Origin of the sequence: Enterobacter sp. Tr-810, assembly GCF_011752765.1 — a bacterium.
GTDB lineage: Bacteria > Pseudomonadota > Gammaproteobacteria > Enterobacterales > Enterobacteriaceae > Enterobacter > Enterobacter soli.
Map to the genome: position 1 here is coordinate 481,713 of NZ_VWWW01000003.1, position 25,582 is coordinate 507,294.

The window sequence follows — 25,582 nt, forward strand, 5'->3', positions numbered from 1 at the left end:
CCTACAGTTGTCGTTATATTTGGATGTATATAACGACACTCACAGGAGCTACAGATGGCACGTACATGGTTACGCCTTTTCGCAGGGGCAACACTGACACTTTCTCTGGCAGGGCACGCACTGGCTGAAGAAGGTAAAATCACGGTCTTTGCAGCGGCATCGCTGACTAACGCGATGCAGGATATTGCAGCGGAATACAAAAAAGAGAAGAACGTTGAGGTTGTCTCTTCTTTTGCATCTTCTTCTACGCTGGCACGCCAGATTGAAGCCGGTGCGCCTGCTGACCTGTTCATTTCTGCTGACCAGAAATGGATGGACTACGCGGTAGAGAAAAAATCTATCGATACGGCAACTCGTGCCACTTTGCTGGGTAACAGCCTGGTCGTTGTGGCGCCAAAAGCCAGCGCGCAGGCGGATATCGCCATCAACAAAGAGACAAACTGGACTCAGCTTCTGAACGGTGGCCGTCTGGCGGTGGGCGATCCTGAGCACGTACCTGCGGGTATTTACGCTAAAGAAGCCCTGCAAAAACTGGGTGCGTGGGAGACGTTATCCCCTAAACTGGCACCGGCGGAAGACGTGCGCGGCGCACTGGCGCTGGTTGAACGCAACGAAGCACCACTGGGTATCGTTTACGGCTCTGATGCTGTTGCCAGCAAAGGTGTAAAAGTGGTTGGTACTTTCCCGGAAGATTCCCACAAGAAAGTGGAATATCCTGTTGCTGTGGTTGATGGACATAAAAATGCGACAGTTAGCGCCTTCTACGACTACCTGAAGGGCCCGCAGGCGTCTGCAATCTTTAAACGTTACGGATTTACGACTCACTAATGATATTGACCGATCCTGAATGGCAGGCCGTGCTGCTGAGCCTTAAAGTCTCTTCCCTGGCCGTTGTGCTGAGTTTGCCTTTTGGGATCTTCTTTGCCTGGTTACTGGTTCGCTGTAAGTTTCCAGGCAAAGCTTTACTCGACAGTATTCTTCATCTCCCCCTCGTTTTACCCCCGGTTGTGGTGGGTTACCTGTTGCTGATTGCGATGGGGCGCCGCGGTTTTATCGGCGAACGGCTCTATGACTGGTTTGGCCTGACGTTTGCGTTTAGCTGGCGCGGTGCGGTACTGGCGGCGGCAGTGATGTCCTTCCCGCTGATGGTGCGGGCGATCCGCCTGGCACTGGAAGGTGTTGACCTCAAACTTGAACAGGCGGCACGTACGTTAGGCGCAGGGCGCTGGCGCGTGTTTCTGACCATTACCTTACCGCTCACGCTGCCGGGCATTATCGTCGGTACCGTGCTGGCCTTTGCCCGTTCACTGGGTGAATTCGGGGCGACTATTACCTTTGTGTCAAACATCCCGGGCGAAACGCGCACTATTCCGTCAGCGATGTATACCCTGATTCAGACGCCTGGCGGTGAAAGCGCCGCAGCAAGGCTTTGTATTATCTCTATTGTTCTGGCGCTGGTATCACTGCTGGTTTCAGAGTGGCTGGCGCGCATCAGCCGTGAACGGATGGGGAAATAATCATGCTGGAGCTGAATTTCACCCAGACGCTTGGCGACCATTGTCTGACGCTGAACGAAACCCTGCCGGCGAGCGGCATTACGGCTATTTTTGGCGTCTCTGGCGCGGGGAAAACCTCGCTGATTAACGCCATTAGTGGCCTGACGCGCCCTCAGTCAGGCCGCATTGTACTGAATAAGCGCGTCTTAAATGACGTGGAAAACAAGGTTTACCTGTCGCCGGATAAACGGCGCATCGGTTACGTTTTCCAGGATGCAAGGTTATTCCCGCATTACAGCGTGCGCGGCAATCTGCGTTACGGCATGGCAAAAAGCATGGCCGGGCAGTTTGATAAGCTTGTTGCGCTGTTGGGCATTGAACAGTTGCTCGACCGTCTTCCGTCTTCGCTTTCTGGCGGTGAGAAGCAGCGTGTGGCCATCGGCCGTGCATTGTTGACCGCACCGGAACTGCTGTTGCTGGATGAGCCGCTGGCATCGCTGGATATCCCTCGCAAACGCGAACTGCTGCCGTATCTGCAACGCCTGGCCCGCGAAATTAATATCCCGATGCTCTATGTCAGCCATTCGCTTGATGAAATTCTGCATCTGGCAGACAAAGTGCTGGTGCTGGAAAACGGCAGTGTGAAAGCGTTCGGCAATCTGGAAGAGGTGTGGGGCAGTAGCGTCATGCATCCGTGGCTGCCAAAAGAACAGCAGAGCAGTATCCTGAAGGTCAGCGTGCTGGAGCATCATCCACACTACGCCATGACCGCGCTGGCGCTTGGCGATCAGCATTTGTGGGTCAATAAGATTGATAAACCGCTTCAGTCTGCGTTGCGTATTCGCATTCAGGCCTCGGATGTCTCTCTGGTGCTGCAACCGCCTCTGCAAACCAGTATTCGTAATATTCTGCGCGCCAAAGTGGCTCAGTGTTTTGACGATAACGGCCAGGTGGAAGTGCAGCTCGAGGTTGGCAGTAAGACGCTGTGGGCGCGTATCAGCCCGTGGGCCAGAGATGAGTTAGGGATCAAACCTGGCCTGTGGCTTTACGCGCAGATCAAGAGCGTCTCGATCACCACCTAATCACAGCAGGTGGGTATAGATGTACTGCGCAATGCTGTCGGTGGTGTTGTCGCCAATCACCACGTTGGCGCGTGCTTTAATGGCATCATCGGCATTGCCCATCGCCACGCCGGTGCCTGCGGCTTCCAGCATACTGATGTCGTTATAGTTGTCGCCAAAGGCAATCACGTCCTGCATTAACCAGCCCTGAGACTCCACATACTGCGTCAGGCGTTTGCCTTTGCTGTTGCCTTTGCGGGCAATATCCACCTGATCGTGCCATGACCATTCGCATTCCAGACCGAGCGTCTGCTCGACGTGTTTTGCGAAGACATTCAGTTTGGTGGTGTCTTCGTCCGTCAGGGCGAATTTCCAGATAGCGTCGACATCCGCAGCTGCCTGGCGCAAAGAGGCAACCTGAGTAAAGACCGGACGCTGTGCTTCAGGCAACGATAGCGCCCAGTTGCTGGTACGAATAACGTGGCCGGTAGGGCGTTCATACACCATGGCGTTATCCACATACATCAGGCCGTGAATGTTGTGTTCATCCAGCAGATCAATCAATTGCAGTGCCTGTGGAACAGGCAGCGGATCGGACTCCAGAACCTTTTTTGCCTGATAATCATACAAATAAGTGCCATTACAACAAATTGCAGGTGTATCTAACGCCAGTGCCTGATAAAAAGGATGAATGGCAACGTGATGTCGACCCGTTACGATCAGGAGTTGATATCCCGCTTCTTTTGCGCGCTTCAGCGCTTCGAGAGAAGAGGGAAGCAGGGTTTTTTGAGGGGTAAGCAGTGTACCGTCTAAATCCAGTGCAATCACACGCGAGGTCATTTGTTCTTCCGGGTTAATATTGAATTTAAGGTCTTAGGGGATGGTACACCGAGTGAAGATCGCTGCAAAATTCCTGGCTAAAATTCAGCATTCACCGTTAAAAATAATCACTTTCACGCGCAGTGAGGAAAGGAGTATTCATGAAACAAACCGTTTATACCGCCAGTCCTGAAAGTCAGCAGATCCATGTCTGGCGTTTGAATGCAGAAGGTTCACTCACGCTGGTTCAGGTTGTTGATGTTCCCGGACAAGTTCAGCCGATGGTCGTCAGCCCGGATAAACGTTTTCTCTATGTTGGCGTGCGTCCTGAGTTTCGCGTGCTGGCTTACCGTATCTCCCCGGATGATGGCGCACTGACCTTCACCGCCGAAGCTCCGCTGCCGGGAAGCCCGACCCATATCTCGACCGATCACAAAGGCAATTTCGTGTTCAGCGGCTCCTATAACTCTGGCTGCGTCAGCGTGACGCGTCTGGAAGATGGCATCCCGTTTGAAACGGTCGATGTGGTTGAAGGGCTGGAAGGGTGCCACTCTGCCAATATCACCCCGGACAACCGCACGCTGTGGGTTCCTGCGCTGAAGCAGGATCGCATCTGCCTGTTTACCCTGAGTGACGATGGTCACCTGGTTGCGCAAAACCCGGCTGAAGTGACGACCGTTGAGGGCGCAGGCCCACGTCACATGGTGTTCCACCCTAATCAGCAGTACGCCTATGTAGTGAACGAGCTAAACAGCTCTGTCGATGTGTGGGAGCTGAAAGATCCAAACGGCGAGATTGAGTGCGTTCAGACGCTGGATATGATGCCGTCTGACTTCTCCGACACCCGCTGGGCTGCGGATATCCACATTACACCAGATGGTCGTCATCTTTACGCCTGTGACCGCACCTCCAGCCTGATTACCGTGTTCAGCGTGTCTGAAGACGGCAGCGTGCTGGCGATTGAAGGCTTCCAGCCAACGGAAACCCAGCCACGTGGCTTTAATATCGACCACAGCGGGAAATACCTGATTGCGGCGGGACAAAAATCCCATCATATCGCGCTGTACGAAATCAAAGGTGAGCAGGGCTTGCTGGAAGAGAAGGGACGTTATGCCGTAGGCCAGGGGCCAATGTGGGTTGTCGTTAACGCACACTAAGCGGTGTAAAACAAAAAAACCTCGCAGATGCGAGGTTTTTTTATGCCCGGTGAACAGGTTTTGTAGGCCGGGTAAGGCGAAGCCGCCACCCGGCAAAACAGATTACTGTTTCGGCTCAGCAACCACTTTGCTACCCAGACCGCGGTTGTTGTACTCCCACATGCGGTTGAAGTTAGCGTCGTTCAGGTTGCGCTGCACGTTGCCTTTATCATCCACGGCACCGGTGTTGCCGGAGAATGGACGTTTAGACACTGCGGCGTCTGCCCACGGTTTTGCCGTGTTGAAACCTTCGTTGATCACGCTGTCGCGGATAACAACCTGGCCGTTGGTGGCAGAATCTACATCCAGAGAGCGACCCAGCTGCGCCACGCCATTACCGGACGCGGTGAAGCGGCTGTTCACTGCCAGGAAGCCGTAGAACAGGTTGGACTGTGTTGCTGGTGCGAACACATAACCTTCCTGCTGTGTACGGGAGTTAACTACGCGGAAATCCGTATTATCAAACACTACCGCGCCACGGCCGGAAACGAGGTCCACATCGCCTTCAACGTAGCTGTTGGTGACCAGAGTACGGGTCAGACGGTTGTTCACCAGTGCGTTCTGCACACCGCTGTTGGTCACGAAGAAGGTGTTCTGACGACCCAGAATGTTCACGTTATTAATCTGAACCTGATCGCCATCGCTGCGCAGTGCAACCGCCTGATGAGTACCGGCATCCACGCTATCACCCAGGGTGTTTTGAATGGTCAGATTCTGCAACTGGAGGCCGTTATTCTGCGACCAGAATACCGCAGAGCACATCACACCGACGGTTGCGGTACGTTTGCTCTGGCAGTTATCGAACATATACCACGCAGGTTTGCCCGGCATATATTTCCCGGCCGGGTTCACCAGGCGACGCCAGGTGTTGCTGTCGGTTTCGGAGTCAATCGCCAGACCAATTTTCACGTCGATGGCTTTTTCACCCGTACCGTACAGGGTAATGCTGCCCGGTGCGGCAGGCACGTATACGGTGCCTTCGTATTCGCCTGGCAGGATCGCGATGTACTGGCGGGATGCGCTGTGTTTAGTGATTGCAGCGTCAACCGCGGCCTGAATAGAAGTGTGCGTGACACCCTGCGTACCTGCCGGGCCGACGACGAAATCAGGCTGCTTAGGCAGGTTGATTGAAGACGGGCTCCACGGTGCCCCATTTGGGTCCATTGCCGTGAAGTAACGCGCCTGGCTGAAGTTTTTCGCTTCATCAGCAGACAGAATCGGACGAGATGCGGTGCCCGGTGCAACCTGCTCAGAAGGCTGCTGGTCCGGTGGCGTTGAGCTACATGCGGATAATGTCACGCCAAAGGCGAGTGCTAACGCCAGACGGGAAATCCTGGAAATGTTCAAGGTAAAGCTCCTGGGTATGCAAGTCTTAACGGGATAGACGAAATAGCCTGCTTTTTTATACTAAGTTGAGCGAAACGGGAAGTTTAAATGGTAAAAAGTTGCATTTTTCGCCCGGCGGATGCGGGAAAGTAATCACAAATAAATAACATTTTCCGTAAAGGCGGTTGACAGCTGCAAGCAGATGAAAATAAATGTCTATACAACCCATGACAAGTGGAAGCCCCATGCAGCAGCTTCATCCCGACGATGTTATCTGGCGTAATGCGCGACTGGCGACAATGGATCCCGACCATTCTGCCCCTTATGGACTGACCGAACACTGTGCGTTAGTGGTCCGCGACCAAACTATTCTGGCCGTTATCCCCGAAGCAGAAATCCCTCACGGGCACGCTAACAGCATTGATTTAGCGGGAAGGCTGGTTACGCCGGGGCTTATCGACTGCCATACCCATCTGGTCTTTGGCGGCGATCGCGCGGCGGAATGGGAGCAGCGGTTAAACGGGGTCTCTTATCAGGCCATCAGCGCCCAGGGCGGCGGGATTAACGCCACCGTGACTGCAACCCGCAACAGCACTCACGAAGCATTACTGACGCTTGCGCAGCAGCGCCTGCAACGGCTGATGAATGAAGGCGTGACAACCCTTGAAATCAAGTCAGGATACGGTCTGAACGCCGAAGCCGAAGAGAAAATGTTGCAGGTGGCGCGTCAGCTTGGCGAGGATTATCCGGTAGAAATTAGCCCTACGCTGCTTGCGGCTCATGCGGTTCCCGCGGAATACCGCCACGACCCGGATGCCTATCTCACGCTGGTGTGCGAACAGATCATGCCTGTCCTGTGGCAAAAAGGGTTGTTCGAATCTGTCGACGTCTTTTGCGAAAACGTCGGATTCACCCCGGCGCAAACCGAGCGGGTATTCCAGGCTGCGCTCGCGCTGGGCATTCCGGTAAAAGGGCATGTCGAGCAGCTGTCTAATCTGGGCGGCGCGGCGTTGGTCAGCCGTTACCAGGGGCTGTCCGCCGATCATATTGAATATCTTGATGAGGCCGGGGTTCAGGCGATGGCAGAAAGCGGCACGGTTGCGGTTCTGCTGCCCGGCGCTTTCTATTTCCTCCAGGAGCGCCAGCGTCCGCCGGTTGAACAGCTCAGAAAGCAGGGCGTTGCTATGGCGGTCGCCACCGACTACAACCCCGGGACCAGCCCGTTTGCCAGCCTGCATCTGGCGATGAATATGGCCTGCGTCCAGTTTGGCCTGACTCCGGAAGAAGCCTGGGCTGGCGTGACGCGACATGCCGCCCGCGCGCTCGGACGCGGTGCAACACACGGGCAGTTAAAGGCAGGCTTTGTGGCGGACTTTATCGTCTGGGATGCGAAGCACCCGGTGGAAATGGTGTATGAACCCGGGCGTAACCCGCTGTATCAGCGAATCTTTCGTGGGGAGGCAGTATGACGTTATGGCGGCCCGTTTCTGAGCAGGTCTGGCAGGGGCGCGATGACAGCGCAGAGGCCAGCAATGCCAAACGCATTTTTCAGACCATCCGGCAGCAGGCGCAGTTTGCACCTGCCTCCTCAGGTATTGCACTGCTGGGTTTCGCATGTGATGAAGGCGTAAAACGCAACCACGGCAGGCCGGGAGCCGCGCAGGCTCCCGATGTCCTGCGCAAGGCGCTGGCCAATATGGCCAGCCATCAGGGGCATGAGCAGCTTGCGGATTTGGGCACGATTGAGGTCGAGGGCGATGGGCTTGAGGCTGCACAGCGGGCGTTAAGCGATGCGGTTACGGCCTGCCAGCGTTCCGGGATGCATACGCTTGTTTTTGGTGGCGGACATGAAACGGCCTGGGCGCACGGGCGCGGTGTGCTGGATGCATTTCCGCATGAGCGTGTAGCCATCATTAACCTTGATGCGCATCTTGACCTGCGCAAGGCCGAACGTGCCACCTCCGGCACGCCGTTTCGTCAGCTTGCGCACTACTGCGCTGAGCAGTCCCGCGCGTTTCAGTATGCCTGCTTTGGCGTGAGCCGGGCGGCAAATACTCAGGCGTTGTGGGATGAGGCCGAACGGCTGAACGTGACGCTGGTTGAAGATCTCCATTTCCGTCGCGATGCGTTATCCGTGCTTGAAGAGGTACTGGCCGGGGCAGACAGCGTTTATCTGACCATCGATCTTGATGTGTTGCCCGCCGGTGAGATGCCCGCCGTATCAGCCCCTGCGGCGTTAGGTATTCCTGCGCTGGATTTGTTGCCAGTTATCGAGCGCATCTGCCGCAGCGGAAAACTGCGGGCGGCAGATTTAGTTGAATTTAATCCACATTACGACCAGGACGGTCAGGGGGCGAAACTCGCCGCCCGTCTGGCCTGGCAAATTGCTCACTGGTGGGCATAACACAGGTTAAGGAGTCACCATGTTTTCACGCTCACCTCAGGCCAACCCGAGCCCGCCTGCGCCTTTTTATGAAAAGGTGAAGCAGGCGATCAGCGAAAAAATTGCCAGCGGCGTATGGCGCCCGCATGACCGCATCCCGTCAGAGGCTGAGCTGGTGGCGCAGTTTGGTTTTAGCCGCATGACCATTAACCGTGCGCTGCGCGAGCTAACCGATGAAGGTTTGCTGGTGCGCCTGCAAGGGGTGGGGACCTTTGTGGCTGAACCAAAAGGCCAATCAGCCCTGTTTGAAATCCGCAGTATTGCCGATGAGATTGCCGCGCGTAACCATCAGCACCGTTGCGAAGTGCTGGTGCTTGAAGAGACCCATGCCAGCGCCGAACAGGCTCTGGAGCTGAACGTCAAAGAGGGAACGCGGGTGTTCCATTCGATAATGGTCCACTTTGAAAATGATGTTCCGGTGCAGATTGAAGATCGCTGCGTCAACGCGCTGAGCGTGCCGGAATATCTTGAGCAGGACTACACCCGCACCACGCCGCACGCGTATCTGTCGCTGGTGGCTCCGCTCACTGAAGGGGAGCATATCGTGGAAGCGGTGCGCGCTACACAGCAGGAGTGTGAACTGCTGCGGATGAAAGAGCACGATCCCTGCCTGCTTATCCGCCGCCGCACCTGGTCATCGTCCCAGATAGTGTCACACGCCAGGCTGCTCTTCCCGGGAGATCGTTACCGCTTGCAGGGCCATTTTATGTCCTGAGGGTCATAAGAAGTAAAAGCGTGATAGCTAACTCAATATAACAAAATTGTATCTTTTTTGTTAAAACCAATCTTGTGTGTGCTTGTCTATACAAGTATATCTATTTGTATCATCTGTCCCGTATGAGGAGCACACAATGTCGTCAGGTAAATACCGCCAGCAGGATGTCCGCGCCGCGCGTGGCACCACGCTCACCGCAAAAAGCTGGCTCACCGAAGCACCGCTGCGCATGTTGATGAACAACCTTGATCCTGAGGTCGCAGAAAATCCCCATGAGTTAGTGGTCTACGGCGGCATTGGCCGCGCCGCGCGCAACTGGGAGTGCTACGACGCCATTGTTGAAGCTCTGACTCAACTGGAAAACGACGAAACCCTGCTGGTGCAATCCGGCAAGCCGGTCGGCGTATTCAAAACTCACAAAAACGCACCGCGCGTGCTGATTGCAAACTCAAACCTGGTGCCACACTGGGCGACCTGGGAACACTTCAACGAGCTGGATGCGAAAGGGCTGGCGATGTACGGCCAGATGACGGCGGGTAGCTGGATCTACATTGGCAGCCAGGGGATTGTGCAGGGAACCTATGAAACCTTCGTTGAAGCCGGTCGCCAGCACTATAACGGCTCGCTGAAAGGCCGCTGGGTGCTGACCGCGGGTTTAGGCGGAATGGGTGGCGCACAGCCGCTGGCCGCAACGCTTGCCGGCGCCTGTTCTCTGAACATTGAATGCCAGCAGAGCCGCATCGATTTCCGTCTGCGTACCCGCTATGTCGACGAGCAGGCTGAAAACCTTGATGACGCGCTGGCACGTATTAAAAAATACACCGCGGAAGGTAAAGCTATGTCGATTGCCCTGTGTGGTAACGCGGCAGATATCGTCCCGGAACTGGTGGCTCGTGGCGTTCGCCCGGATTTAGTCACCGACCAGACCAGCGCCCACGACCCGCTGCACGGTTATCTGCCAAAAGGCTGGACGTGGGAAGCCTACCAGCAAAAAGCCGAAACCGACCCGGAAGGCACGGTGCTCGCGGCAAAACAATCCATGGCAGAGCATGTGAACGCCATGCTGGCGTTCAGCAAAATGGGCATCCCAACCTTCGATTACGGCAACAACATCCGCCAGATGGCCAAAGAGATGGGCGTTGCCAACGCCTTTGATTTCCCGGGCTTCGTACCGGCTTATATCCGCCCGCTGTTCTGTCGCGGTATTGGCCCGTTCCGCTGGGTGGCCCTGTCCGGCGACCCGGAAGATATCTACAAAACGGATGCAAAAGTTAAAGAGATTGTCGCAGACGACGAACACCTGCATCACTGGCTGGATATGGCCCGCGAACGCATTAACTTCCAGGGCTTACCGGCGCGTATCTGCTGGGTAGGGCTGGAATGGCGCCAGAAGCTGGGCCTGGCGTTTAACGAAATGGTGCGCAGCGGTGAAGTTTCCGCGCCGATTGTTATCGGGCGCGATCACCTCGACTCCGGTTCGGTCGCCAGCCCGAACCGTGAAACCGAAGCCATGCGCGACGGATCGGATGCGGTATCCGACTGGCCACTGCTGAATGCGTTGCTGAACACCGCCAGCGGCGCAACCTGGGTATCTCTGCACCACGGCGGCGGCGTAGGAATGGGCTTCTCCCAGCATTCAGGGATGGTCATTGTCTGCGACGGTACTGACGAAGCGGCCGCGCGTATCGCTCGCGTGCTGCATAACGACCCGGCAACCGGCGTGATGCGTCACGCGGATGCGGGTTACGAGATAGCGGTTGAATGTGCCAAAGAGCAGGGGCTAAACCTGCCGATGATCCCTGCCACACAAGGAAAGCTTTAATGAACGCTCTTACACTCACTCCCGGCTCACTGACGCTAAAACAGCTGCGTAACGTCTGGCGTCATCCGGTAACACTGGCGCTGGATGAAAGCGCCCATCGCGCAATTAACGATAGCGTTGCCTGCGTCGAGGCCATTGTGGCCGAAGGGCGCACCGCATACGGTATCAACACCGGATTTGGCCTGTTAGCCCAGACGCGAATTGCGACTCACGATCTGGAAAACCTGCAACGCTCGCTGGTGCTTTCCCATGCAGCGGGTGTGGGGCAGCCGCTGGATGATGAGATTGTCCGTCTGATGATGGTGCTCAAAATCAACAGCCTGGCACGTGGTTTTTCCGGCATCCGACTGAGCGTTATCCAGGCGCTGATGGCGCTGGTGAATGCCGGAGTTTATCCGTGGATCCCGGCGAAAGGCTCTGTGGGCGCTTCCGGCGACCTGGCGCCGCTGGCACATATGTCTTTGCTGCTGCTGGGTGAAGGCAAGGCGCGCTGGCAGGGAGAGTGGTTACCTGCAACAGAAGCGCTGAAAAAAGCCGGTCTGGCGCCGATTACGCTGGCGGCGAAAGAGGGGCTGGCGCTGCTCAATGGGACGCAGGCATCCACGGCGTTTGCCCTGCGCGGCCTGTTTGAAGCCGAAGATCTGTTTGCCTCAGCGGTGGTGTGCGGTGCACTGACCACGGAAGCCGTGCTCGGCTCCCGTCGTCCGTTTGATGCGCGTATTCACGAGGTGCGCGGTCAGCGTGGCCAGATTGACGCTGCCGCCCTGTATCGCCATCTTCTGACCGATACCAGCGACATTGCCGAGTCTCACCATAACTGCGACAAGGTGCAGGACCCGTACTCCCTGCGCTGCCAGCCGCAGGTGATGGGGGCGTGTCTGACACAACTGCGTCAGGCGGCGGAGGTATTGCTGGTGGAAGCCAACGCGGTATCGGATAACCCGCTGGTGTTTGCCCAGGAAAACGAGGTGGTGTCCGGCGGTAACTTCCACGCCGAGCCTGTGGCGATGGCGGCGGATAACATCGCGCTGGCCATTGCCGAAGTGGGGGCGTTATCTGAACGTCGTATCGCGCTGATGATGGACAAACATATGTCTCAGCTGCCACCGTTCCTGGTGCGTAACGGTGGGGTGAACTCGGGCTTTATGATTGCTCAGGTGACGGCCGCGGCGCTGGCAAGTGAGAACAAAGCGTTGTCGCATCCGCACAGCGTGGACAGTCTGCCGACATCGGCCAACCAGGAAGATCACGTTTCGATGGCTCCGGCTGCCGGGCGTCGTCTGTGGGAGATGGCTTCTAACACCCGCGGCGTGCTGGCGGTTGAGTGGCTGGCAGCCTGCCAGGGGATCGATCTGCGTGATGGGCTGAAATCCAGTGCATTGCTGGAACAGGCGCGCCATGTTCTGCGCGAGCATGTCACGCATTATGACGATGATCGTTTCTTTGCCCCGGATATTGATAAAGCGATGCAGCTTCTTGAAGAAGGGCGACTGGTGGGATTATTACCTTCGGTGCTGTGATTGTTTGCCCGGTGGCGCTGCGCTTACCGGGCCTATGAGTGCAAAATGTAGGCCGGGTAAGGCGAAGCCGCCACCCGGCTTTTTTCAGGAGTACATCGCCGTTATCGACGCGCTTCCAAGCGTTTGGAAGTGCACGTTAAAGCCCACCATCGCGCCGCTGGCACCTTCGTCCACCTCAATCTTATCCACATCCAGTGCATGAACCGTGAAGATATAGCGGTGGGTTTCCCCTTTTGGTGGCGCCGCGCCGCCATAGCCCGCTTTACCAAAATCGGTACGCGTCTGGATCGCGCCTTCTGGCAGGGCGGAAACGCCAGAACCCGCACCCTGTGGCAGGACGCGCGTGCTGGCAGGCAGGTTGGCGACAATCCAGTGCCACCAGCCGGAGCCGGTTGGCGCATCCGGGTCGTAGCAGGTGACGACAAAGCTTTTGGTTCCTGCAGGAACGTCATCCCAGGCCAGATGCGGGGATAAATTATCCCCCTGATATCCCATTCCGTTAAATACGTGGCGCTCAGGCAATTTCTCGCCGTCGCGCAGATCCTGACTGATGAGTTTCATTCGTTTTCTCCGTACTGAGCCGTGCAAAAAGTGTAATGCATAAACAGAGTACCGAAGCTAACGCCCTGGATTAAATCGCAAAATGTGCGGGAACCTTAACCGCTTCGACAACCGCGGCGGTCAGCTTGCGCAGCTGTACCCCGGTAATAAGGTACGGCGGCATCAGATAAATCAGTTTCCCGAAAGGACGAACCCAGACGCCACGCTCGACGAAGAAGCGTTGTAGCGCGGCCATATTCACCGGATGCGTTGTCTCAATCACGCCAATTGCGCCAAGTACGCGCACATCCGCCACAAACTCAGAATCTGATGCCGCGCTGAGCTCCTGCTGAAGCTGCGCTTCAATTGCGGCAACCTGGGTTCGCCATTCACCGCTTTCCAGAATGGCCAGGCTTTCGCTTGCCACCGCACAGGCCAGTGGATTTCCCATAAATGTCGGGCCATGCATAAAGCAGCCTGCTTCACCGTCACTAATGGTATCCGCAACGTGGCGGGTGGTGAGCGTGGCGGAAAGCGTCATCGTGCCACCGGTCAATGCCTTACCCAGGCACAGGATATCCGGCGCAATACCGGCATGTTCGCAGGCAAACAGTTTACCGGTGCGGCCAAAGCCGGTGGCTATCTCATCAGCAATCAGCAGAATGCCCTCGCGATCGCACATCTTACGAATACGTTTTAACCACTCCGGGTGGTACATGCGCATCCCGCCCGCACCCTGCACAACGGGCTCGAGGATCACGGCTGCTATCTCGTGGCGGTGCGCGGCCATCAGGCGTGCGAAGCCCACCATATCGGCTTCATTCCACTCGCCATCGAAGCGGCTCTGCGGTGCCGGGGCAAACAGGTTATCCGGCAGATAACCTTTCCACAGGCTGTGCATCGAGTTATCCGGGTCACAGACCGACATCGCGCCGAAGGTATCCCCGTGATAACCGTTGCGGAAGGTGAGGAACCGCTGGCGGGGTTCGCCTTTGGCGTGCCAGTACTGCAACGCCATTTTCATTGCCACCTCAACGGCCACGGAACCTGAGTCAGCGAGGAAAACGCACTCCAGCGAGTCCGGCGTCATCGCCACCAGACGGCGGCAAAGATCAACCGCAGGCTGATGGGTGATACCGCCGAACATCACGTGCGACATCTGGTCGATCTGCGTTTTCATCGCCGCATTCAGACGCGGGTGGTTGTAACCGTGAATGGCGGCCCACCAGGAAGACATCCCGTCAACAAGCCGCTCTCCGCTGGCGAGATGCAGTTCGCAGCCGTGGGCAGAGGCCACCGGGTAAACGGGCAGCGGGTTCGTCGTGGAAGTGTAAGGGTGCCAGATATGCAGCTTGTCGAAGGCGAGATCGTCCTGGGTCATAATCGACTTGTAAACCATTTTGAAAAGTTTTAGGTTTACGAGTATAAACCGAACCGGAAATTAACAAAACCCTTTGGAGAAGCCCGATGGCTCACCACGCACGCTGGACAATGTCGCAAGTTACTGAATTATTCAATAAACCTTTCCTTGAGCTATTGTTTGAAGCGCAAACGGTACACCGTCAGCACTTCGACCCGCGTCATGTGCAGGTCAGCACGCTGCTGTCGATCAAGACGGGCGCGTGCCCGGAAGATTGCAAATATTGCCCGCAAAGTGCCCGCTACAAAACCGGGCTTGAATCCGAACGCCTGATGGAAGTCGAGCAGGTTCTGGATTCCGCGCGTAAAGCGAAAAACGCCGGGTCGACCCGTTTTTGCATGGGTGCGGCGTGGAAGAACCCGCACGATCGCGACATGCCATACCTGGAACAGATGGTGAAAGGCGTGAAGGAGATGGGGCTGGAAGCCTGTATGACCCTGGGAACGCTGAATGACGATCAGGCGCAACGTCTGTCCGCTGCGGGGCTGGATTACTACAACCATAACCTCGACACCTCTCCGGAGTTTTACGGCAACATCATCACCACGCGTACCTACCAGGAGCGTCTGGACACGCTGGATAAAGTCCGCGATGCAGGCATCAAAGTGTGTTCCGGCGGTATCGTTGGCCTGGGCGAAACGGTGAAAGATCGCGCTGGCTTGCTGCTGCAACTGGCCAACCTGCCAACCCCACCGGAAAGCGTACCAATCAACATGCTGGTGAAGGTGAAAGGTACGCCGTTGGCGGATAACGACGATGTCGATGCGTTTGATTTTATCCGCACTATTGCGGTCGCGCGTATCATGATGCCGACCTCTTTTGTGCGCCTGTCTGCCGGACGCGAGCAGATGAGCGAACAGACCCAGGCTATGTGCTTTATGGCCGGTGCGAACTCCATCTTCTACGGCTGCAAACTGCTGACCACGCCAAACCCGGAAGAGGACAAAGACGTCCAGTTGTTCCGTAAATTGGGGCTGAATCCGCATCAGACCGAGGTGCTGACGGGTGATAACGAGCAACAGCAGCAGCTGGAGCAGCAAATTTTTAACGCTGATACTGACCAGTTTTACAACGCGGCGACCGTATGACCTGGCAACAACGCATAAACACCGCCCTGGAGGAACGCCGGGCGGCGGAGGCTTTTCGCGTACGCAGGGTGGTGGAAAACGGTGCAGGCCGTTTTCTCACTCGCGACAATCAGCGTTTTTGCAACTTCTCCAGTAACGATTATCTGGCCCTAAGTCAGCACCCGCAGGTTGTGCGCGCCTGGCAGCAGGGGGCCGAACGTTACGGCGTGGGCAGTGGCGGATCGGGCCACGTCAGCGGCTACACCACAGCCCATCAGGCGCTGGAAGAAGAGCTTGCCGACTGGCTGGGGTATCCCCGTGCGTTGCTGTTTATCTCGGGCTTTGCGGCCAATCAGGCGGTGATTACTGCCCTGATGGGGAAAGACGACAGAATTGTGGCCGACCGTTTAAGCCATGCCTCACTACTGGAGGCGGCAAACCTCAGTCCGGCGCAACTTCGCCGCTTTGCCCATAATGACTTCACCCCGCTTCACGCTCTGCTGGGCAAACCCTGTGACGGCCAGCAGCTGGTGGTGACGGAAGGGGTGTTTAGCATGGACGGCGACAGCGCACCGCTGAACGCCCTGCATGACACTGCGCAGCAGCACAATGCCTGGCTGCTGGTGGATGATGCCCACGGTATCGGTGTGGTGGGTGATGAAGGGCGTGGAAGCGCATATCACCAGGGCGTGAAACCCGAATTGCTGGTGGTGACGTTCGGTAAAGGATTCGGCGTCAGCGGGGCAGCGGTGCTGTGCAGTGAAACGGTGGCCGATTATCTGCTGCAATTCGCACGGCACCTGATTTACAGCACCAGTATGCCGCCTGCGCAGGCCGTGGCGTTATCTGCGGCTATGCAGGTCATTCGCGGGGATGACGGAGAAACTCGTCGGCAGCGCTTAGCGCAGCACATCCGCCATTTCCGCCAGGGCTTAAGCACGCTACCTTTCCAGAGCACTGACTCACTGAGTGCCATTCAGCCGGTGATCGTGGGGGATAACGGCCAGGCGCTGGAGCTGGCGCAGCAACTCCGTGAACAGGGCATGTGGGTGACGGCGATCCGCCCGCCGACTGTACCACCGGGCACGGCGCGGTTACGCCTTACGCTCACGGCGGCGCACGAAACGCAGGATATCGATACGCTGCTGGAGGCGCTGCATGTCGCCCGTCAATAAAGAGGCCATTGCCGCCGCATTTGGCCGCGCGGCGCAGAGCTATTCACAACACGATGAACTGCAACGTCAGAGCGCGCGTGGGTTGCTCCGCACGCTGGGGGAGAGCGATTTCCCGCAGGTGCTGGATGCCGGGTGTGGCCCGGGCGCAAATAGCCGCTACTGGCGTGCGGCGGGAAGCTGTGTAACGGCTATCGATCTCTCCTCGCAAATGCTGGACGAAGCACGCCAGCAACAGGCGGCCGACCGCTATCTGGTGGCGGATATTGAAGCTATTCCCCTGCCAGATGAGCAGTTTGACCTGGTGTGGAGCCACCTTGCGGTGCAGTGGTGCAGCAGCCTGCCTCAGGCGTTGCAGGAGCTGTATCGCGTGGCACGACCGGGCGGAAAAATCGCCTTTACCACGCTGCTTGAAAGCTCGTTGCCGGAGCTAAATCAGGCCTGGCACGCGGTGGATAGCGAGGCGCACGCGAACCGCTTTTTATCGCAGGACGAAGTGCTCCAGGCGCTGAAAGGCTGGCGTTATCGCAGTGTGGTGCAGACCATTACGCTCAGTTTTAGCGATGCCCTCAGCGCCATGCGCTCACTGAAAGGTATTGGGGCAACGCATTTGCATTCAGGGCGGGACAAAAAACCACTTACCCGCGGTCAGTTGCACCGTTTAGAGATGGCCTGGCCGCAGCAACAGGGTGAGTTTCCGCTCTCTTATCAACTTTTTCATGGGATTATCGAACGTGACTGAACGTTATTTTGTCACCGGCACCGATACGGAAGTCGGTAAGACGGTTGCCAGCTCGGCGCTATTGCAGGCGGCGAATCTACAAGGGTTTGTCACCGCTGGCTACAAACCTGTGGCCTCCGGCAGTGAGATGACGGCAGAGGGGTTACGTAACACCGACGCGCTGGCGTTGCAACGTAACAGCAGCCTTGCGCTGAGCTACCCGCAGGTGAATCCATACACGTTCGCGGAACCAACCTCTCCGCACATCGTCAGTGCAGATGAAGGTCGGGCGATTGATTTCGCGGTGCTGTCGGGGGGATTACGTGCTCTGGAACAGCAGGCAGAGTGGGTACTGGTGGAAGGGGCTGGCGGCTGGTTTACCCCGCTTTCGGACCAACAGACCTTTGCCGACTGGGTTCAGGCTGAGCAGCTTCCGGTCATTCTGGTGGTGGGGGTGAAGCTTGGCTGCATCAACCACGCCATGCTGACTGCGCAGGCTATCCAGCAGGCAGGGTTGCGCCTGGCGGGCTGGATAGCCAACGACGTGGTTGCCCCGGGCAGGCGTCATCAGGAGTATCTGGCAACGCTAAAACGCGTGCTGCCTGCGCCATGTCTGGGTGAGATCCCCTGGCTTACTGAGGGGGCCGACGGTGCCGAAACCGGTCACTATCTGGATCTCAGCGTCTTGCCTCCAGCGTCATCCAGTGGGCAATAAGCTCATCATTCAGCTCGTTAACGTGGCCCTGCGCCACGTTACGCCCGCGATACAACATGCAGAAGCGGTCCGCAACCCGGCGGATAAACGACAGCTGCTGCTCCGCTAACAGTACTGTCATACCCAGCTCCCGGTTCAGCCGTATCAGTAGTTGCGCAAGCTTCTGGGCAAAGCTCGGCCCCGCGCCGTGCATCGGCTCATCCAGAATTAATACCCGCGGTCGGTTCACCAGGGCGTTGGCTATCGCCAGCTGATACTGAATATCCGGTGATAACCCGTTGGCGCGGGTCTGGCGCAGCGTATAGAGCTGCGGGAACAGGGCGTAAACCTCGCTTTTGGCGGTGGCATCCGGCTTCCCGGTGGCCCGCATCGCGATATGCAGATTTTCTTCAATGGTCAGTTGCGAGAATATCCGCCTGTCCTGCGGGACGTAGCCAATACCAGGCCGGTTTCGCTGTTCAGGCGGCTGGCTGAGCAGGTCGCGCGGTGGTGCGCCAGCTTCATGCCAGATGATGGTTCCGCTCTCAACGGGTAAATTGCCCGCGATACAGTTCATCAGCGTGGATTTCCCCATACCCGGCAGGCCAACGACCCCCGTACACAGACCTGGCGGTAAATCTAAATCAACATTCCATAGCGTATGTTGGCTTCCGTAAAACTGATTCACTGCACGCAGACTCAACATGTTTCTCTCCTTAAACATCGATGTGGGTATGGCTCGTACGAATTGTGCAAAACTCCTGCCAGAACCGTTAAGTTGATTAAAAAAGAGACTTTTTTAGGAATGAGCCTGGGGCAAGGGAGGGATGCGGCAGGGAATTGCACAGTAGCAGTGCTGGTGGTGTTGAGTTGTGGTGCAGCGGCATAATCACTGAATTGTGATTAAGATCTCACCAATCCGTTATGTCTGGCGCAACTGATTACTATCAAAAAAGAGCTATAAAAATTTTTTGTCACCCCACCGATGGGAAAAACCGGGAATTAGCTGAGTGGCGGTCTATACGGGCTGGAAGCAGTTATCCACTATTCCTGTGGATAACCATGTGTATTAGAGTTAGAAAACACGCGATAAGCGAGAGAATACGCGGCTTACGCCTGAATTGGTGCGAAACGCGGCTTTATGAAATATCGGTTAAAAATCAATTTGTTATATAAAAGCAATTAGCGTAATGAAACTGTCACTGGTTGCCACAAAACTTTCATTACACACCTTGACAAATGTTAAAAAAGAAAAAGTTCTGGGGATAACCCGGGTTCGCTGGTGTTTTATTTTGTCTCAGTCTAAATTTTGACCGGGATTGCGCTAATCACCCGAACGCTACTCTAAATATCCTGCCACGCCACTGGTTTTTCATCCAGTATTTTTTACTGGCAATCCTGGCAGCTGCGAGTAAAATTACTCACCTGCCGCTAATTACGTCATCAGGTCATCGCCCATGAGTAAACCGTTCAAATTGAATTCTGTTTTCAGCCCTTCAGGCGACCAGCCTGAGGCGATCCGTCGCCTGGAAGAGGGGCTGGAAGACGGTCTGGCACATCAGACGCTGCTGGGCGTTACCGGCTCGGGTAAAACGTTTACTGTTGCCAACGTCATTGCGGATCTCCAGCGCCCCACAATGGTGCTTGCCCCGAATAAAACGCTGGCGGCTCAGCTCTATGGCGAAATGAAGGAGTTCTTCCCGGAGAATGCGGTGGAGTACTTCGTCTCTTACTACGATTACTACCAGCCTGAAGCGTATGTCCCAAGCTCCGATACCTTTATCGAAAAAGATGCGTCGGTAAACGAACACATCGAACAAATGCGTCTGTCGGCAACCAAAGCGCTGCTGGAACGCCGCGATGTCATTGTGGTGGCGTCGGTGTCCGCTATCTACGGTCTGGGCGACCCGGATTTGTACCTGAAGATGATGCTGCACCTCACTCAGGGAATGATCATCGATCAGCGTGCGATTTTGCGCCGCCTGGCGGAGCTGCAATACACCCGTAACGACCAGGCCTTCCAGCGCGGTACGTTCCGTGTGCGCGGTGAAGTTATCGATATCTTCCCGGCAGAGTCGGACGATATTGCACTGCGTGTTGAACTGTTCGACGAAGAGGTTGAGCGGCTGTCGTTGTTTGACCCGCTGACCGGGCATGTGGAATCGATCATTCAGCGTTTCACGGTTTACCCTAAAACGCACTACGTAACCCCGCGCGAACGTATTGTGCAGGCGATGGAAGAGATTAAAGTCGAGCTGGCAGACCGCCGTAAGGTGCTGCTGGCGAATAACAAGCTGCTCGAGGAGCAGCGCTTAAGCCAGCGCACCCAGTTTGACCTGGAGATGATGAACGAGCTGGGGTACTGCTCCGGTATCGAAAACTACTCACGCTTCCTCTCTGGCCGTGGGCCGGGCGAGCCACCGCCAACCCTGTTTGACTATCTCCCGGCGGACGGCCTGCTGGTGGTGGATGAATCCCACGTGACGATCCCGCAGATTGGCGGCATGTATCGCGGTGACCGGGCTCGTAAAGAGACGCTGGTGGAGTACGGCTTCCGCCTGCCATCAGCGCTGGATAACCGCCCGATGAAGTTTGAAGAGTTTGAAGCGCTTGCCCCGCAAACCATCTACGTGTCGGCAACGCCAGGTAGCTACGAGCTGGAAAAATCCGGCGATGAGGTCGTTGATCAGGTGGTGCGTCCGACCGGTCTGCTGGATCCGATTATCGAAGTGCGTCCTGTTGCCACCCAGGTTGACGATCTTCTGTCTGAGATCCGCACTCGCGCTGCCATCAATGAACGTGTGCTGGTGACGACCCTGACTAAGCGCATGGCGGAAGATCTGACTGAATATCTTGAAGAACACGGTGAGCGCGTGCGGTATTTGCACTCGGATATCGATACCGTGGAGCGTATGGAAATCATCCGTGACCTGCGCCTGGGCGAGTTCGACGTCCTGGTGGGGATCAACCTTCTGCGAGAAGGTCTGGATATGCCAGAAGTGTCGCTGGTCGCGATTCTGGATGCCGACAAAGAGGGCTTCCTGCGTTCTGAACGTTCCCTGATCCAGACCATCGGCCGTGCCGCACGTAACGTGAACGGCAAGGCAATCCTCTACGGCGATAAGATAACCCCATCGATGGCGAAAGCGATTGGTGAAACGGAACGTCGACGCGAGAAACAGCAGCGTTATAACGAAGAAAACGGTATTACGCCGCAAGGGCTGAACAAGAAGGTGGTGGATATCCTGGCGCTGGGTCAGAACATCGCCAAAACCAAAGCGAAAGGGCGTGGCAAGGCACGTTCAGTGGTGGAAGAAGATACCGTCGTGCTGACGCCGAAAGCGCTCCAGCAGAAAATTCATGAGCTGGAAGGACAGATGATGCAGCATGCGCAGAACCTGGAGTTTGAAAAGGCTGCGCAAATCCGCGACCAGCTGCATCAGTTGCGGGATCTGTTTATTGCTGCATCGTAACAAAAACAAGATGGCAGCCAAAAGCTGCCATCTTTAGTGTTTTCTCCCTCTCCCTGTGGAAGAGGGCCGGGGTGAGGGCACCAGACCGCACGAAAACAAAACCTTAACCCAGCGCCTGAATCGCCTTTTCCAGCGCTTCGCGCAACAGATGGCGATCGTGGCGATACTGAATATCACTGGCTTCCAGCGGTTCCTGCACCACCACACGGGCACTAATTCCTGACACATCCGCTTTCGGGCCGACCACCACCGCGTCGATGATTTTTTTCCCGACGTACTGTTCCATGATGCCGAGCTTATCCGCAAGCGTCAGGCTTGCCGCCGCCGGGCTCAGTTCACGCCCTAAATTACCGATATAGACAACCGGTGCAGGGGTTCTGCGCAGCGCCTGGGCCAGCTCTTTGACCAGCAGAATGGGCATCAGGCTGGTGTAAAAACTGCCCGGCCCAATAAGGATCAAATCCGCTTCGCCGATAGCATCAACGGCTTCGCGCGTCGCGGGCACGGCCGGATATGTCATAAGCTCTTTTGGCGGCAGGGTCAGCTGGTCAATATTCACTTCGCCGTAAACTTCATGGCCTTCCACATCAATTGCCATCAAGTCGACCGGATGTTCAGACATCGGGATCAGGAACGCATCTACTTTAAGCAGATTACGTATTAAATTGATGGCCTCAAGAGGCCGCACGCTCAGGTGATCCAGCGCCTTTAACATCAGATTTCCGAGGTTATGGCCAGAAAGTTCGCCGTTACCGGCAAAACGATACTCAAACATCGCAGATGCTACGCTCGGTTCGGTAATTAACTGATTTAAACAGTTACGCATATCGCCCCATGCGATACCGCCTTCCGAACGGCGAATGCGCCCTGTAGAACCGCCATTATCAGTGGTGGTGACTATCCCTGTGAGCCTGGATCCAAGAGAGGAAAGTGAAGACATCACTCGCCCCAGACCGTGGCCTCCGCCAAGAGCGACCACCCGATCAAGATCCGCAAAAGTGCGATTGCGCATACCCATTCCTTATCACGTTCGAACAGCGTAACAGTAACCTAACTACCCCTAAAAGACGATGCTTCACCCGATGCAAAATGACGTATATCAATGCGAAAGTCCTGTTTTTGCGTATTCTGTTACGAAAATGCACGATCAGGTCGTTATATATATAATTATATAGCGAAAAGCGATAATGGCGAAGAGATGATTTCCGCGCTACTATCGCCTTAACCACGTTTTCGAATTTGAAAACATACACTCTAGCCTTTGTGCCTGTGTCGAAAGATATGGCGCTCTGGCCGTGGCGGATTTGCCACCAGGGTACAGAAAGAAATGACTGTGCCTCCCGTATCTGGAAAGGTGTACATGGCTTCACAACTTACTGATGCTTTCGCGCGTAAGTTCTTCTACTTACGTCTGTCGATTACCGATGTGTGCAATTTCCGTTGCACATATTGCCTGCCTGACGGTTACAAGCCTGGCAGCACCACCAATAACGGCTTTCTCTCCGTGGATGAAGTGCGCCGCGTCACGCGTGCGTTCACTGAACTCGGCACCGAAAAAGTGCGCCTGACCGGGGGAGAACCTTCTCTGCGTCGCGACTTTCCCGACATTATCGCTGCGGTGCGCGAAAACGACCGTATCCGTCAAATTGCGGTAACCACCAATGGGTATCGTATGGCGCGGGACGTGGCGAACTGGCGTGACGCTGGCCTGACGGCGATTAACGTCAGCGTCGATAGCCTTGATGCCCGCCAGTTCCACGCCATTACCGGCCAGGATAAGTTCCGGCAGGTGATGGACGGCATTGATGCGGCGTTTGCTGCCGGTTTCGAGAAGGTGAAAGTCAATACGGTACTGATGCGCGATGTTAACCATCATCAACTGGACACCTTCCTGGCGTGGATCAAATCACGCCGCATTCAATTGCGTTTTATTGAGCTGATGGAAACCGGCGAGGGTAGCGAGCTGTTCCGTCGTCATCACATCTCCGGCATGGTGCTGCGCGACGAGCTGCTGAAACGCGGCTGGATCCACCAGATCCGCCAGCGCAGCGACGGCCCGGCGCAGGTCTTTTGTCACCCTGATTACGAAGGGGAAATCGGGCTTATCATGCCGTACGAGAAAGACTTCTGCGCCAGCTGCAATCGCCTGCGCGTCTCGTCCGTGGGCAAGTTGCACTTATGCCTGTTTGGGGACGGCGGCGTCGACCTGCGCGACCTGCTGGAAAATGATGCTCAACAGGACGCGCTTGAAGCGCGCATTTCCGAAGCACTGACGCATAAAAAACAGACCCACTTCCTGCATCAGGGCAATACCGGAATTACTCAGAACCTGTCATACATTGGCGGGTAATCAGTCTTAAGAAGGAACCAGAAGATGAGTCAGGTAAGCGCAGAATTTATCCCGACACGTATCGCTATTCTTACCGTTTCTGAACGCCGTGGTGAAGAGGATGATACCTCTGGCCACTGGCTGCGCGATGCGGCACACGAAGCCGGGCACCATATTGTGGATAAAGCGATTGTTAAAGAGAACCGCTATGCCATCCGCGCCCAGGTTTCCCAGTGGATCGCTGGCGATGACGTGCAGGTGGTGCTGATTACTGGCGGGACCGGTTTTACCGCAGGAGATCAGGCTCCCGAAGCGTTGATTCCCCTGTTCGATCGCGAAGTGGAAGGTTTTGGCGAAGTGTTTCGGATGCTCTCATTTGAAGAGATTGGCACCTCAACCTTGCAGTCCCGCGCGGTGGCGGGGGTGGCGAACAAAACGCTGATCTTTGCCATGCCAGGCTCCACCAAAGCGTGTCGTACCGCGTGGGAGAACATCATCGCGCCGCAGCTCGATGCCCGTACCCGCCCGTGTAATTTCCATCCCCATTTAAAGAAATAAGTTATGTCGCAATTGACCCACATTAACGCCGCTGGCGAAGCGCATATGGTGGATGTGTCTGCCAAAGCCGAAACGGTGCGTGAAGCGCGTGCTGAAGCTTTCGTGACCATGTTGCCTGAAACCCTGGCGATGATTATCGATGGCAGCCACCACAAGGGCGATGTGTTTGCTACCGCGCGCATTGCCGGTATCCAGGCCGCGAAACGGACCTGGGATTTGATCCCACTGTGCCACCCGTTGATGCTCAGCAAGGTTGAGGTAAACCTGCTGGCACAGCCGGAACATAACCGCGTGCGAATTGAATCGCTGTGTCGTTTAACCGGGAAAACCGGCGTCGAGATGGAAGCACTGACGGCGGCCTCTGTCGCCGCGTTGACTATCTACGATATGTGCAAAGCCGTGCAAAAAGATATGGTGATTGGCCCGGTTCGTCTGCTGGCAAAAAGCGGTGGCAAATCTGGCGATTTTAAGGTGGACAGCCATGATTAAAGTGCTCTTTTTTGCTCAGGTCCGCGAGCTGGTCAACACCGATAGCCTGACCCTGGATACTTCATTCGATAACGTTGCCGCACTGCGCGCGCATCTGGCAGAACAAAGCGACCGCTGGGCGCTGGCGCTGGATGAGGGCAAATTGCTGGCGGCTGTTAATCAGACTCTGGTGGATTTTAACCATCCGCTGAAGTCCGGTGACGAAGTGGCGTTCTTCCCGCCGGTAACAGGAGGCTGAAATGGCTGAAACCCGAATTCTGGTAGGTCACGACCGCTTCAGTGTCGGTACAGAATACAGCTGGCTGGCGGAGCGCGACGAAGATGGCGCGGTGGTCACCTTCACCGGTAAAGTGCGTAACCACAATCTTGGCGACAGCGTAAAAGCGCTCACGCTGGAACACTATCCAGGCATGACCGAAAAATCGCTGGCGGAGATCGTGGACGAGGCGCGCGGGCGCTGGCCGCTCGGGCGCGTCACGGTTATCCACCGCATCGGCGAAATGTGGCCGGGTGAAGAGATCGTGTTCGTAGGCGTCACTAGCGCGCATCGCAGCAGTGCGTTTGCGGCGGGCGAATTTATTATGGACTACCTCAAAACCAAAGCGCCATTCTGGAAGCGTGAAGCAACGCCAGAAGGTGAGCGGTGGGTGGAATCGCGTGACAGCGATAAACAAGCTGCTGGTCGTTGGTAGTCGGTTTACGTAGATGTGTTAGTCTTAAA

The 25,582-nt window shown here is 56.1% G+C and carries 25 protein-coding genes and 1 riboswitch; of the genes, 19 read left to right on the top strand and 6 right to left on the bottom strand.

What is annotated here, in order from left to right; translation table 11 throughout:
* The first annotated feature begins 54 nt into the window (after nt 1–54).
* From modA to modC, 3 genes are read left to right on the top strand one after another with little or no spacing between them, the layout of a single operon-like run.
* Nucleotides 55–828, top strand: coding sequence for a molybdate ABC transporter substrate-binding protein (gene modA / locus F3J30_RS12405; RefSeq protein ID WP_014069406.1), 774 nt, complete (start codon nt 55–57; stop codon nt 826–828).
* On the top strand, nt 828–1,517 hold the full coding sequence (gene modB, locus F3J30_RS12410) for a molybdate ABC transporter permease subunit (protein WP_014069407.1): 690 nt from the start codon (nt 828–830) through the stop codon (nt 1,515–1,517). The genes modA and modB overlap by 1 nt, the downstream gene beginning before the upstream one ends.
* Before the next feature lie 2 nt (nt 1,518–1,519).
* On the top strand, nt 1,520–2,578 hold the full coding sequence (gene modC / locus F3J30_RS12415) for a molybdenum ABC transporter ATP-binding protein ModC (RefSeq protein WP_014069408.1): 1,059 nt from the start codon (nt 1,520–1,522) through the stop codon (nt 2,576–2,578).
* Here modC and F3J30_RS12420 read toward each other — a convergent pair whose 3' ends face one another.
* On the bottom strand, nt 2,579–3,397 hold the full coding sequence (locus F3J30_RS12420) for a pyridoxal phosphatase (protein WP_166717421.1): 819 nt from the start codon (nt 3,395–3,397) through the stop codon (nt 2,579–2,581).
* A gap of 140 nt (nt 3,398–3,537) precedes the next feature.
* Between F3J30_RS12420 and pgl the strand changes: the two genes are divergently transcribed.
* A complete protein-coding gene (pgl, locus tag F3J30_RS12425; protein WP_166717422.1) occupies nt 3,538–4,533 on the top strand; it encodes a 6-phosphogluconolactonase in 996 nt (331 codons plus the stop codon).
* Between the two features lie 102 nt (nt 4,534–4,635).
* Here the strand turns inward: pgl and F3J30_RS12430 are convergent, their stop codons facing one another.
* Nucleotides 4,636–5,919 carry a putative acyl-CoA thioester hydrolase gene (locus tag F3J30_RS12430; protein ID WP_166717423.1) on the bottom strand — a complete coding sequence of 428 codons (1,284 nt, stop codon included), beginning with the start codon at nt 5,917–5,919 and terminating at the stop codon, nt 4,636–4,638.
* Nucleotides 5,920–6,143: 224 nt separating this feature from the next.
* Between F3J30_RS12430 and hutI the strand changes: the two genes are divergently transcribed.
* The 5 genes from hutI (at nt 6,144) to hutH (ending at nt 12,398) form a co-directional block, all read left to right on the top strand.
* On the top strand, nt 6,144–7,367 hold the full coding sequence (gene hutI / locus F3J30_RS12435; protein WP_166717424.1) for an imidazolonepropionase: 1,224 nt from the start codon (nt 6,144–6,146) through the stop codon (nt 7,365–7,367).
* Nucleotides 7,364–8,302: a formimidoylglutamase gene (gene hutG, locus F3J30_RS12440; RefSeq protein ID WP_166717425.1), complete on the top strand. Its 939-nt coding sequence runs from the start codon at nt 7,364–7,366 to the stop codon at nt 8,300–8,302. The genes hutI and hutG overlap by 4 nt, the downstream gene beginning before the upstream one ends.
* Before the next feature lie 19 nt (nt 8,303–8,321).
* Nucleotides 8,322–9,056 (top strand): histidine utilization repressor, encoded by a 735-nt coding sequence (locus tag F3J30_RS12445; protein ID WP_014069414.1) that lies wholly within the window; start codon nt 8,322–8,324, stop codon nt 9,054–9,056.
* A gap of 136 nt (nt 9,057–9,192) precedes the next feature.
* On the top strand, nt 9,193–10,878 hold the full coding sequence (hutU, locus tag F3J30_RS12450) for a urocanate hydratase (protein ID WP_166717426.1): 1,686 nt from the start codon (nt 9,193–9,195) through the stop codon (nt 10,876–10,878).
* Nucleotides 10,878–12,398 carry a histidine ammonia-lyase gene (gene hutH, locus F3J30_RS12455; protein ID WP_014069416.1) on the top strand — a complete coding sequence of 507 codons (1,521 nt, stop codon included), beginning with the start codon at nt 10,878–10,880 and terminating at the stop codon, nt 12,396–12,398. Before hutU ends, hutH begins: the two co-directional genes overlap by 1 nt.
* Before the next feature lie 84 nt (nt 12,399–12,482).
* Here hutH and F3J30_RS12460 read toward each other — a convergent pair whose 3' ends face one another.
* Nucleotides 12,483–12,959: a kinase inhibitor gene (locus F3J30_RS12460; protein WP_014069417.1), complete on the bottom strand. Its 477-nt coding sequence runs from the start codon at nt 12,957–12,959 to the stop codon at nt 12,483–12,485.
* A 70-nt stretch (nt 12,960–13,029) separates the two neighbouring features.
* The gene (gene bioA / locus F3J30_RS12465; protein WP_166717427.1) at nt 13,030–14,337 is read right to left on the bottom strand and encodes an adenosylmethionine--8-amino-7-oxononanoate transaminase; all 1,308 of its coding nucleotides are present in this window, start codon (nt 14,335–14,337) and stop codon (nt 13,030–13,032) included.
* Between the two features lie 68 nt (nt 14,338–14,405).
* Between bioA and bioB the strand changes: the two genes are divergently transcribed.
* From bioB to bioD, 4 genes are read left to right on the top strand one after another with little or no spacing between them, the layout of a single operon-like run.
* Nucleotides 14,406–15,446, top strand: a complete 1,041-nt coding sequence (gene bioB / locus F3J30_RS12470; protein ID WP_014069419.1) for a biotin synthase BioB — start codon at nt 14,406–14,408, stop codon at nt 15,444–15,446.
* Nucleotides 15,443–16,600: an 8-amino-7-oxononanoate synthase gene (bioF, locus tag F3J30_RS12475; protein ID WP_166717428.1), complete on the top strand. Its 1,158-nt coding sequence runs from the start codon at nt 15,443–15,445 to the stop codon at nt 16,598–16,600. The genes bioB and bioF overlap by 4 nt, the downstream gene beginning before the upstream one ends.
* Complete coding sequence (gene bioC, locus F3J30_RS12480; RefSeq protein WP_166717429.1) at nt 16,584–17,339, top strand: malonyl-ACP O-methyltransferase BioC; 756 nt, start codon at nt 16,584–16,586, stop codon at nt 17,337–17,339. The genes bioF and bioC overlap by 17 nt, the downstream gene beginning before the upstream one ends.
* Nucleotides 17,332–18,033: a dethiobiotin synthase gene (bioD, locus tag F3J30_RS12485; RefSeq protein WP_166717430.1), complete on the top strand. Its 702-nt coding sequence runs from the start codon at nt 17,332–17,334 to the stop codon at nt 18,031–18,033. Before bioC ends, bioD begins: the two co-directional genes overlap by 8 nt.
* Here the strand turns inward: bioD and F3J30_RS12490 are convergent.
* Nucleotides 17,996–18,718, bottom strand: a complete 723-nt coding sequence (locus tag F3J30_RS12490; protein ID WP_014069423.1) for an ATP-binding cassette domain-containing protein — start codon at nt 18,716–18,718, stop codon at nt 17,996–17,998. The genes bioD and F3J30_RS12490 overlap by 38 nt on opposite strands.
* A 751-nt stretch (nt 18,719–19,469) precedes the next feature.
* Between F3J30_RS12490 and uvrB the strand changes: the two genes are divergently transcribed.
* Complete coding sequence (gene uvrB / locus F3J30_RS12495; protein ID WP_166717431.1) at nt 19,470–21,485, top strand: excinuclease ABC subunit UvrB; 2,016 nt, start codon at nt 19,470–19,472, stop codon at nt 21,483–21,485.
* A 103-nt stretch (nt 21,486–21,588) separates the two neighbouring features.
* Here the strand turns inward: uvrB and yvcK are convergent, their stop codons facing one another.
* A complete protein-coding gene (gene yvcK / locus F3J30_RS12500) occupies nt 21,589–22,497 on the bottom strand; it encodes a uridine diphosphate-N-acetylglucosamine-binding protein YvcK (protein ID WP_014069425.1) in 909 nt (302 codons plus the stop codon).
* A gap of 226 nt (nt 22,498–22,723) precedes the next feature.
* Nucleotides 22,724–22,858, top strand: a riboswitch (molybdenum cofactor riboswitch).
* Between yvcK and moaA the strand changes: the two genes are divergently transcribed.
* From moaA to moaE, 5 genes are all read left to right on the top strand, one after another.
* Nucleotides 22,846–23,835: a GTP 3',8-cyclase MoaA gene (gene moaA, locus F3J30_RS12505; protein WP_166717432.1), complete on the top strand. Its 990-nt coding sequence runs from the start codon at nt 22,846–22,848 to the stop codon at nt 23,833–23,835. Its footprint overlaps the riboswitch before it by 13 nt.
* A gap of 24 nt (nt 23,836–23,859) precedes the next feature.
* Complete coding sequence (moaB, locus tag F3J30_RS12510) at nt 23,860–24,372, top strand: molybdenum cofactor biosynthesis protein B (protein WP_166717433.1); 513 nt, start codon at nt 23,860–23,862, stop codon at nt 24,370–24,372.
* A gap of 3 nt (nt 24,373–24,375) precedes the next feature.
* Nucleotides 24,376–24,861: a cyclic pyranopterin monophosphate synthase MoaC gene (moaC, locus tag F3J30_RS12515; RefSeq protein ID WP_166717434.1), complete on the top strand. Its 486-nt coding sequence runs from the start codon at nt 24,376–24,378 to the stop codon at nt 24,859–24,861.
* Nucleotides 24,854–25,099, top strand: a complete 246-nt coding sequence (moaD, locus tag F3J30_RS12520; RefSeq protein ID WP_166717435.1) for a molybdopterin synthase sulfur carrier subunit — start codon at nt 24,854–24,856, stop codon at nt 25,097–25,099. The genes moaC and moaD overlap by 8 nt, the downstream gene beginning before the upstream one ends.
* A gap of 1 nt (nt 25,100) precedes the next feature.
* A complete protein-coding gene (gene moaE / locus F3J30_RS12525; RefSeq protein ID WP_014069430.1) occupies nt 25,101–25,553 on the top strand; it encodes a molybdopterin synthase catalytic subunit MoaE in 453 nt (150 codons plus the stop codon).
* Nucleotides 25,554–25,582 lie beyond the last annotated feature (29 nt).

Excerpts from the sequence above, each read along its gene's own strand:
- bioC (WP_166717429.1), top strand. The coding sequence starts at position 16,584 with ATGTCGCCCGTCAATAAAGAGGCCATTGCCGCCGCATTTGGCCGCGCG.
- hutU (WP_166717426.1), top strand. The coding sequence starts at position 9,193 with ATGTCGTCAGGTAAATACCGCCAGCAGGATGTCCGCGCCGCGCGTGGC.
- bioF (WP_166717428.1), top strand. The coding sequence starts at position 15,443 with ATGACCTGGCAACAACGCATAAACACCGCCCTGGAGGAACGCCGGGCG.
- F3J30_RS12420 (WP_166717421.1), bottom strand. The coding sequence starts at position 3,397 with ATGACCTCGCGTGTGATTGCACTGGATTTAGACGGTACACTGCTTACC.
- hutG (WP_166717425.1), top strand. The coding sequence starts at position 7,364 with ATGACGTTATGGCGGCCCGTTTCTGAGCAGGTCTGGCAGGGGCGCGAT.
- pgl (WP_166717422.1), top strand. The coding sequence starts at position 3,538 with ATGAAACAAACCGTTTATACCGCCAGTCCTGAAAGTCAGCAGATCCAT.
- bioA (WP_166717427.1), bottom strand. The coding sequence starts at position 14,337 with ATGGTTTACAAGTCGATTATGACCCAGGACGATCTCGCCTTCGACAAG.
- moaB (WP_166717433.1), top strand. The coding sequence starts at position 23,860 with ATGAGTCAGGTAAGCGCAGAATTTATCCCGACACGTATCGCTATTCTT.
- hutI (WP_166717424.1), top strand. The coding sequence starts at position 6,144 with ATGCAGCAGCTTCATCCCGACGATGTTATCTGGCGTAATGCGCGACTG.
- modA (WP_014069406.1), top strand. The coding sequence starts at position 55 with ATGGCACGTACATGGTTACGCCTTTTCGCAGGGGCAACACTGACACTT.
- uvrB (WP_166717431.1), top strand. The coding sequence starts at position 19,470 with ATGAGTAAACCGTTCAAATTGAATTCTGTTTTCAGCCCTTCAGGCGAC.
- moaE (WP_014069430.1), top strand. The coding sequence starts at position 25,101 with ATGGCTGAAACCCGAATTCTGGTAGGTCACGACCGCTTCAGTGTCGGT.
- moaD (WP_166717435.1), top strand. The coding sequence starts at position 24,854 with ATGATTAAAGTGCTCTTTTTTGCTCAGGTCCGCGAGCTGGTCAACACC.
- F3J30_RS12445 (WP_014069414.1), top strand. The coding sequence starts at position 8,322 with ATGTTTTCACGCTCACCTCAGGCCAACCCGAGCCCGCCTGCGCCTTTT.
- moaA (WP_166717432.1), top strand. The coding sequence starts at position 22,846 with ATGGCTTCACAACTTACTGATGCTTTCGCGCGTAAGTTCTTCTACTTA.
- yvcK (WP_014069425.1), bottom strand. The coding sequence starts at position 22,497 with ATGCGCAATCGCACTTTTGCGGATCTTGATCGGGTGGTCGCTCTTGGC.
- modC (WP_014069408.1), top strand. The coding sequence starts at position 1,520 with ATGCTGGAGCTGAATTTCACCCAGACGCTTGGCGACCATTGTCTGACG.
- bioB (WP_014069419.1), top strand. The coding sequence starts at position 14,406 with ATGGCTCACCACGCACGCTGGACAATGTCGCAAGTTACTGAATTATTC.
- hutH (WP_014069416.1), top strand. The coding sequence starts at position 10,878 with ATGAACGCTCTTACACTCACTCCCGGCTCACTGACGCTAAAACAGCTG.
- F3J30_RS12490 (WP_014069423.1), bottom strand. The coding sequence starts at position 18,718 with ATGTTGAGTCTGCGTGCAGTGAATCAGTTTTACGGAAGCCAACATACG.
- moaC (WP_166717434.1), top strand. The coding sequence starts at position 24,376 with ATGTCGCAATTGACCCACATTAACGCCGCTGGCGAAGCGCATATGGTG.
- modB (WP_014069407.1), top strand. The coding sequence starts at position 828 with ATGATATTGACCGATCCTGAATGGCAGGCCGTGCTGCTGAGCCTTAAA.
- F3J30_RS12460 (WP_014069417.1), bottom strand. The coding sequence starts at position 12,959 with ATGAAACTCATCAGTCAGGATCTGCGCGACGGCGAGAAATTGCCTGAG.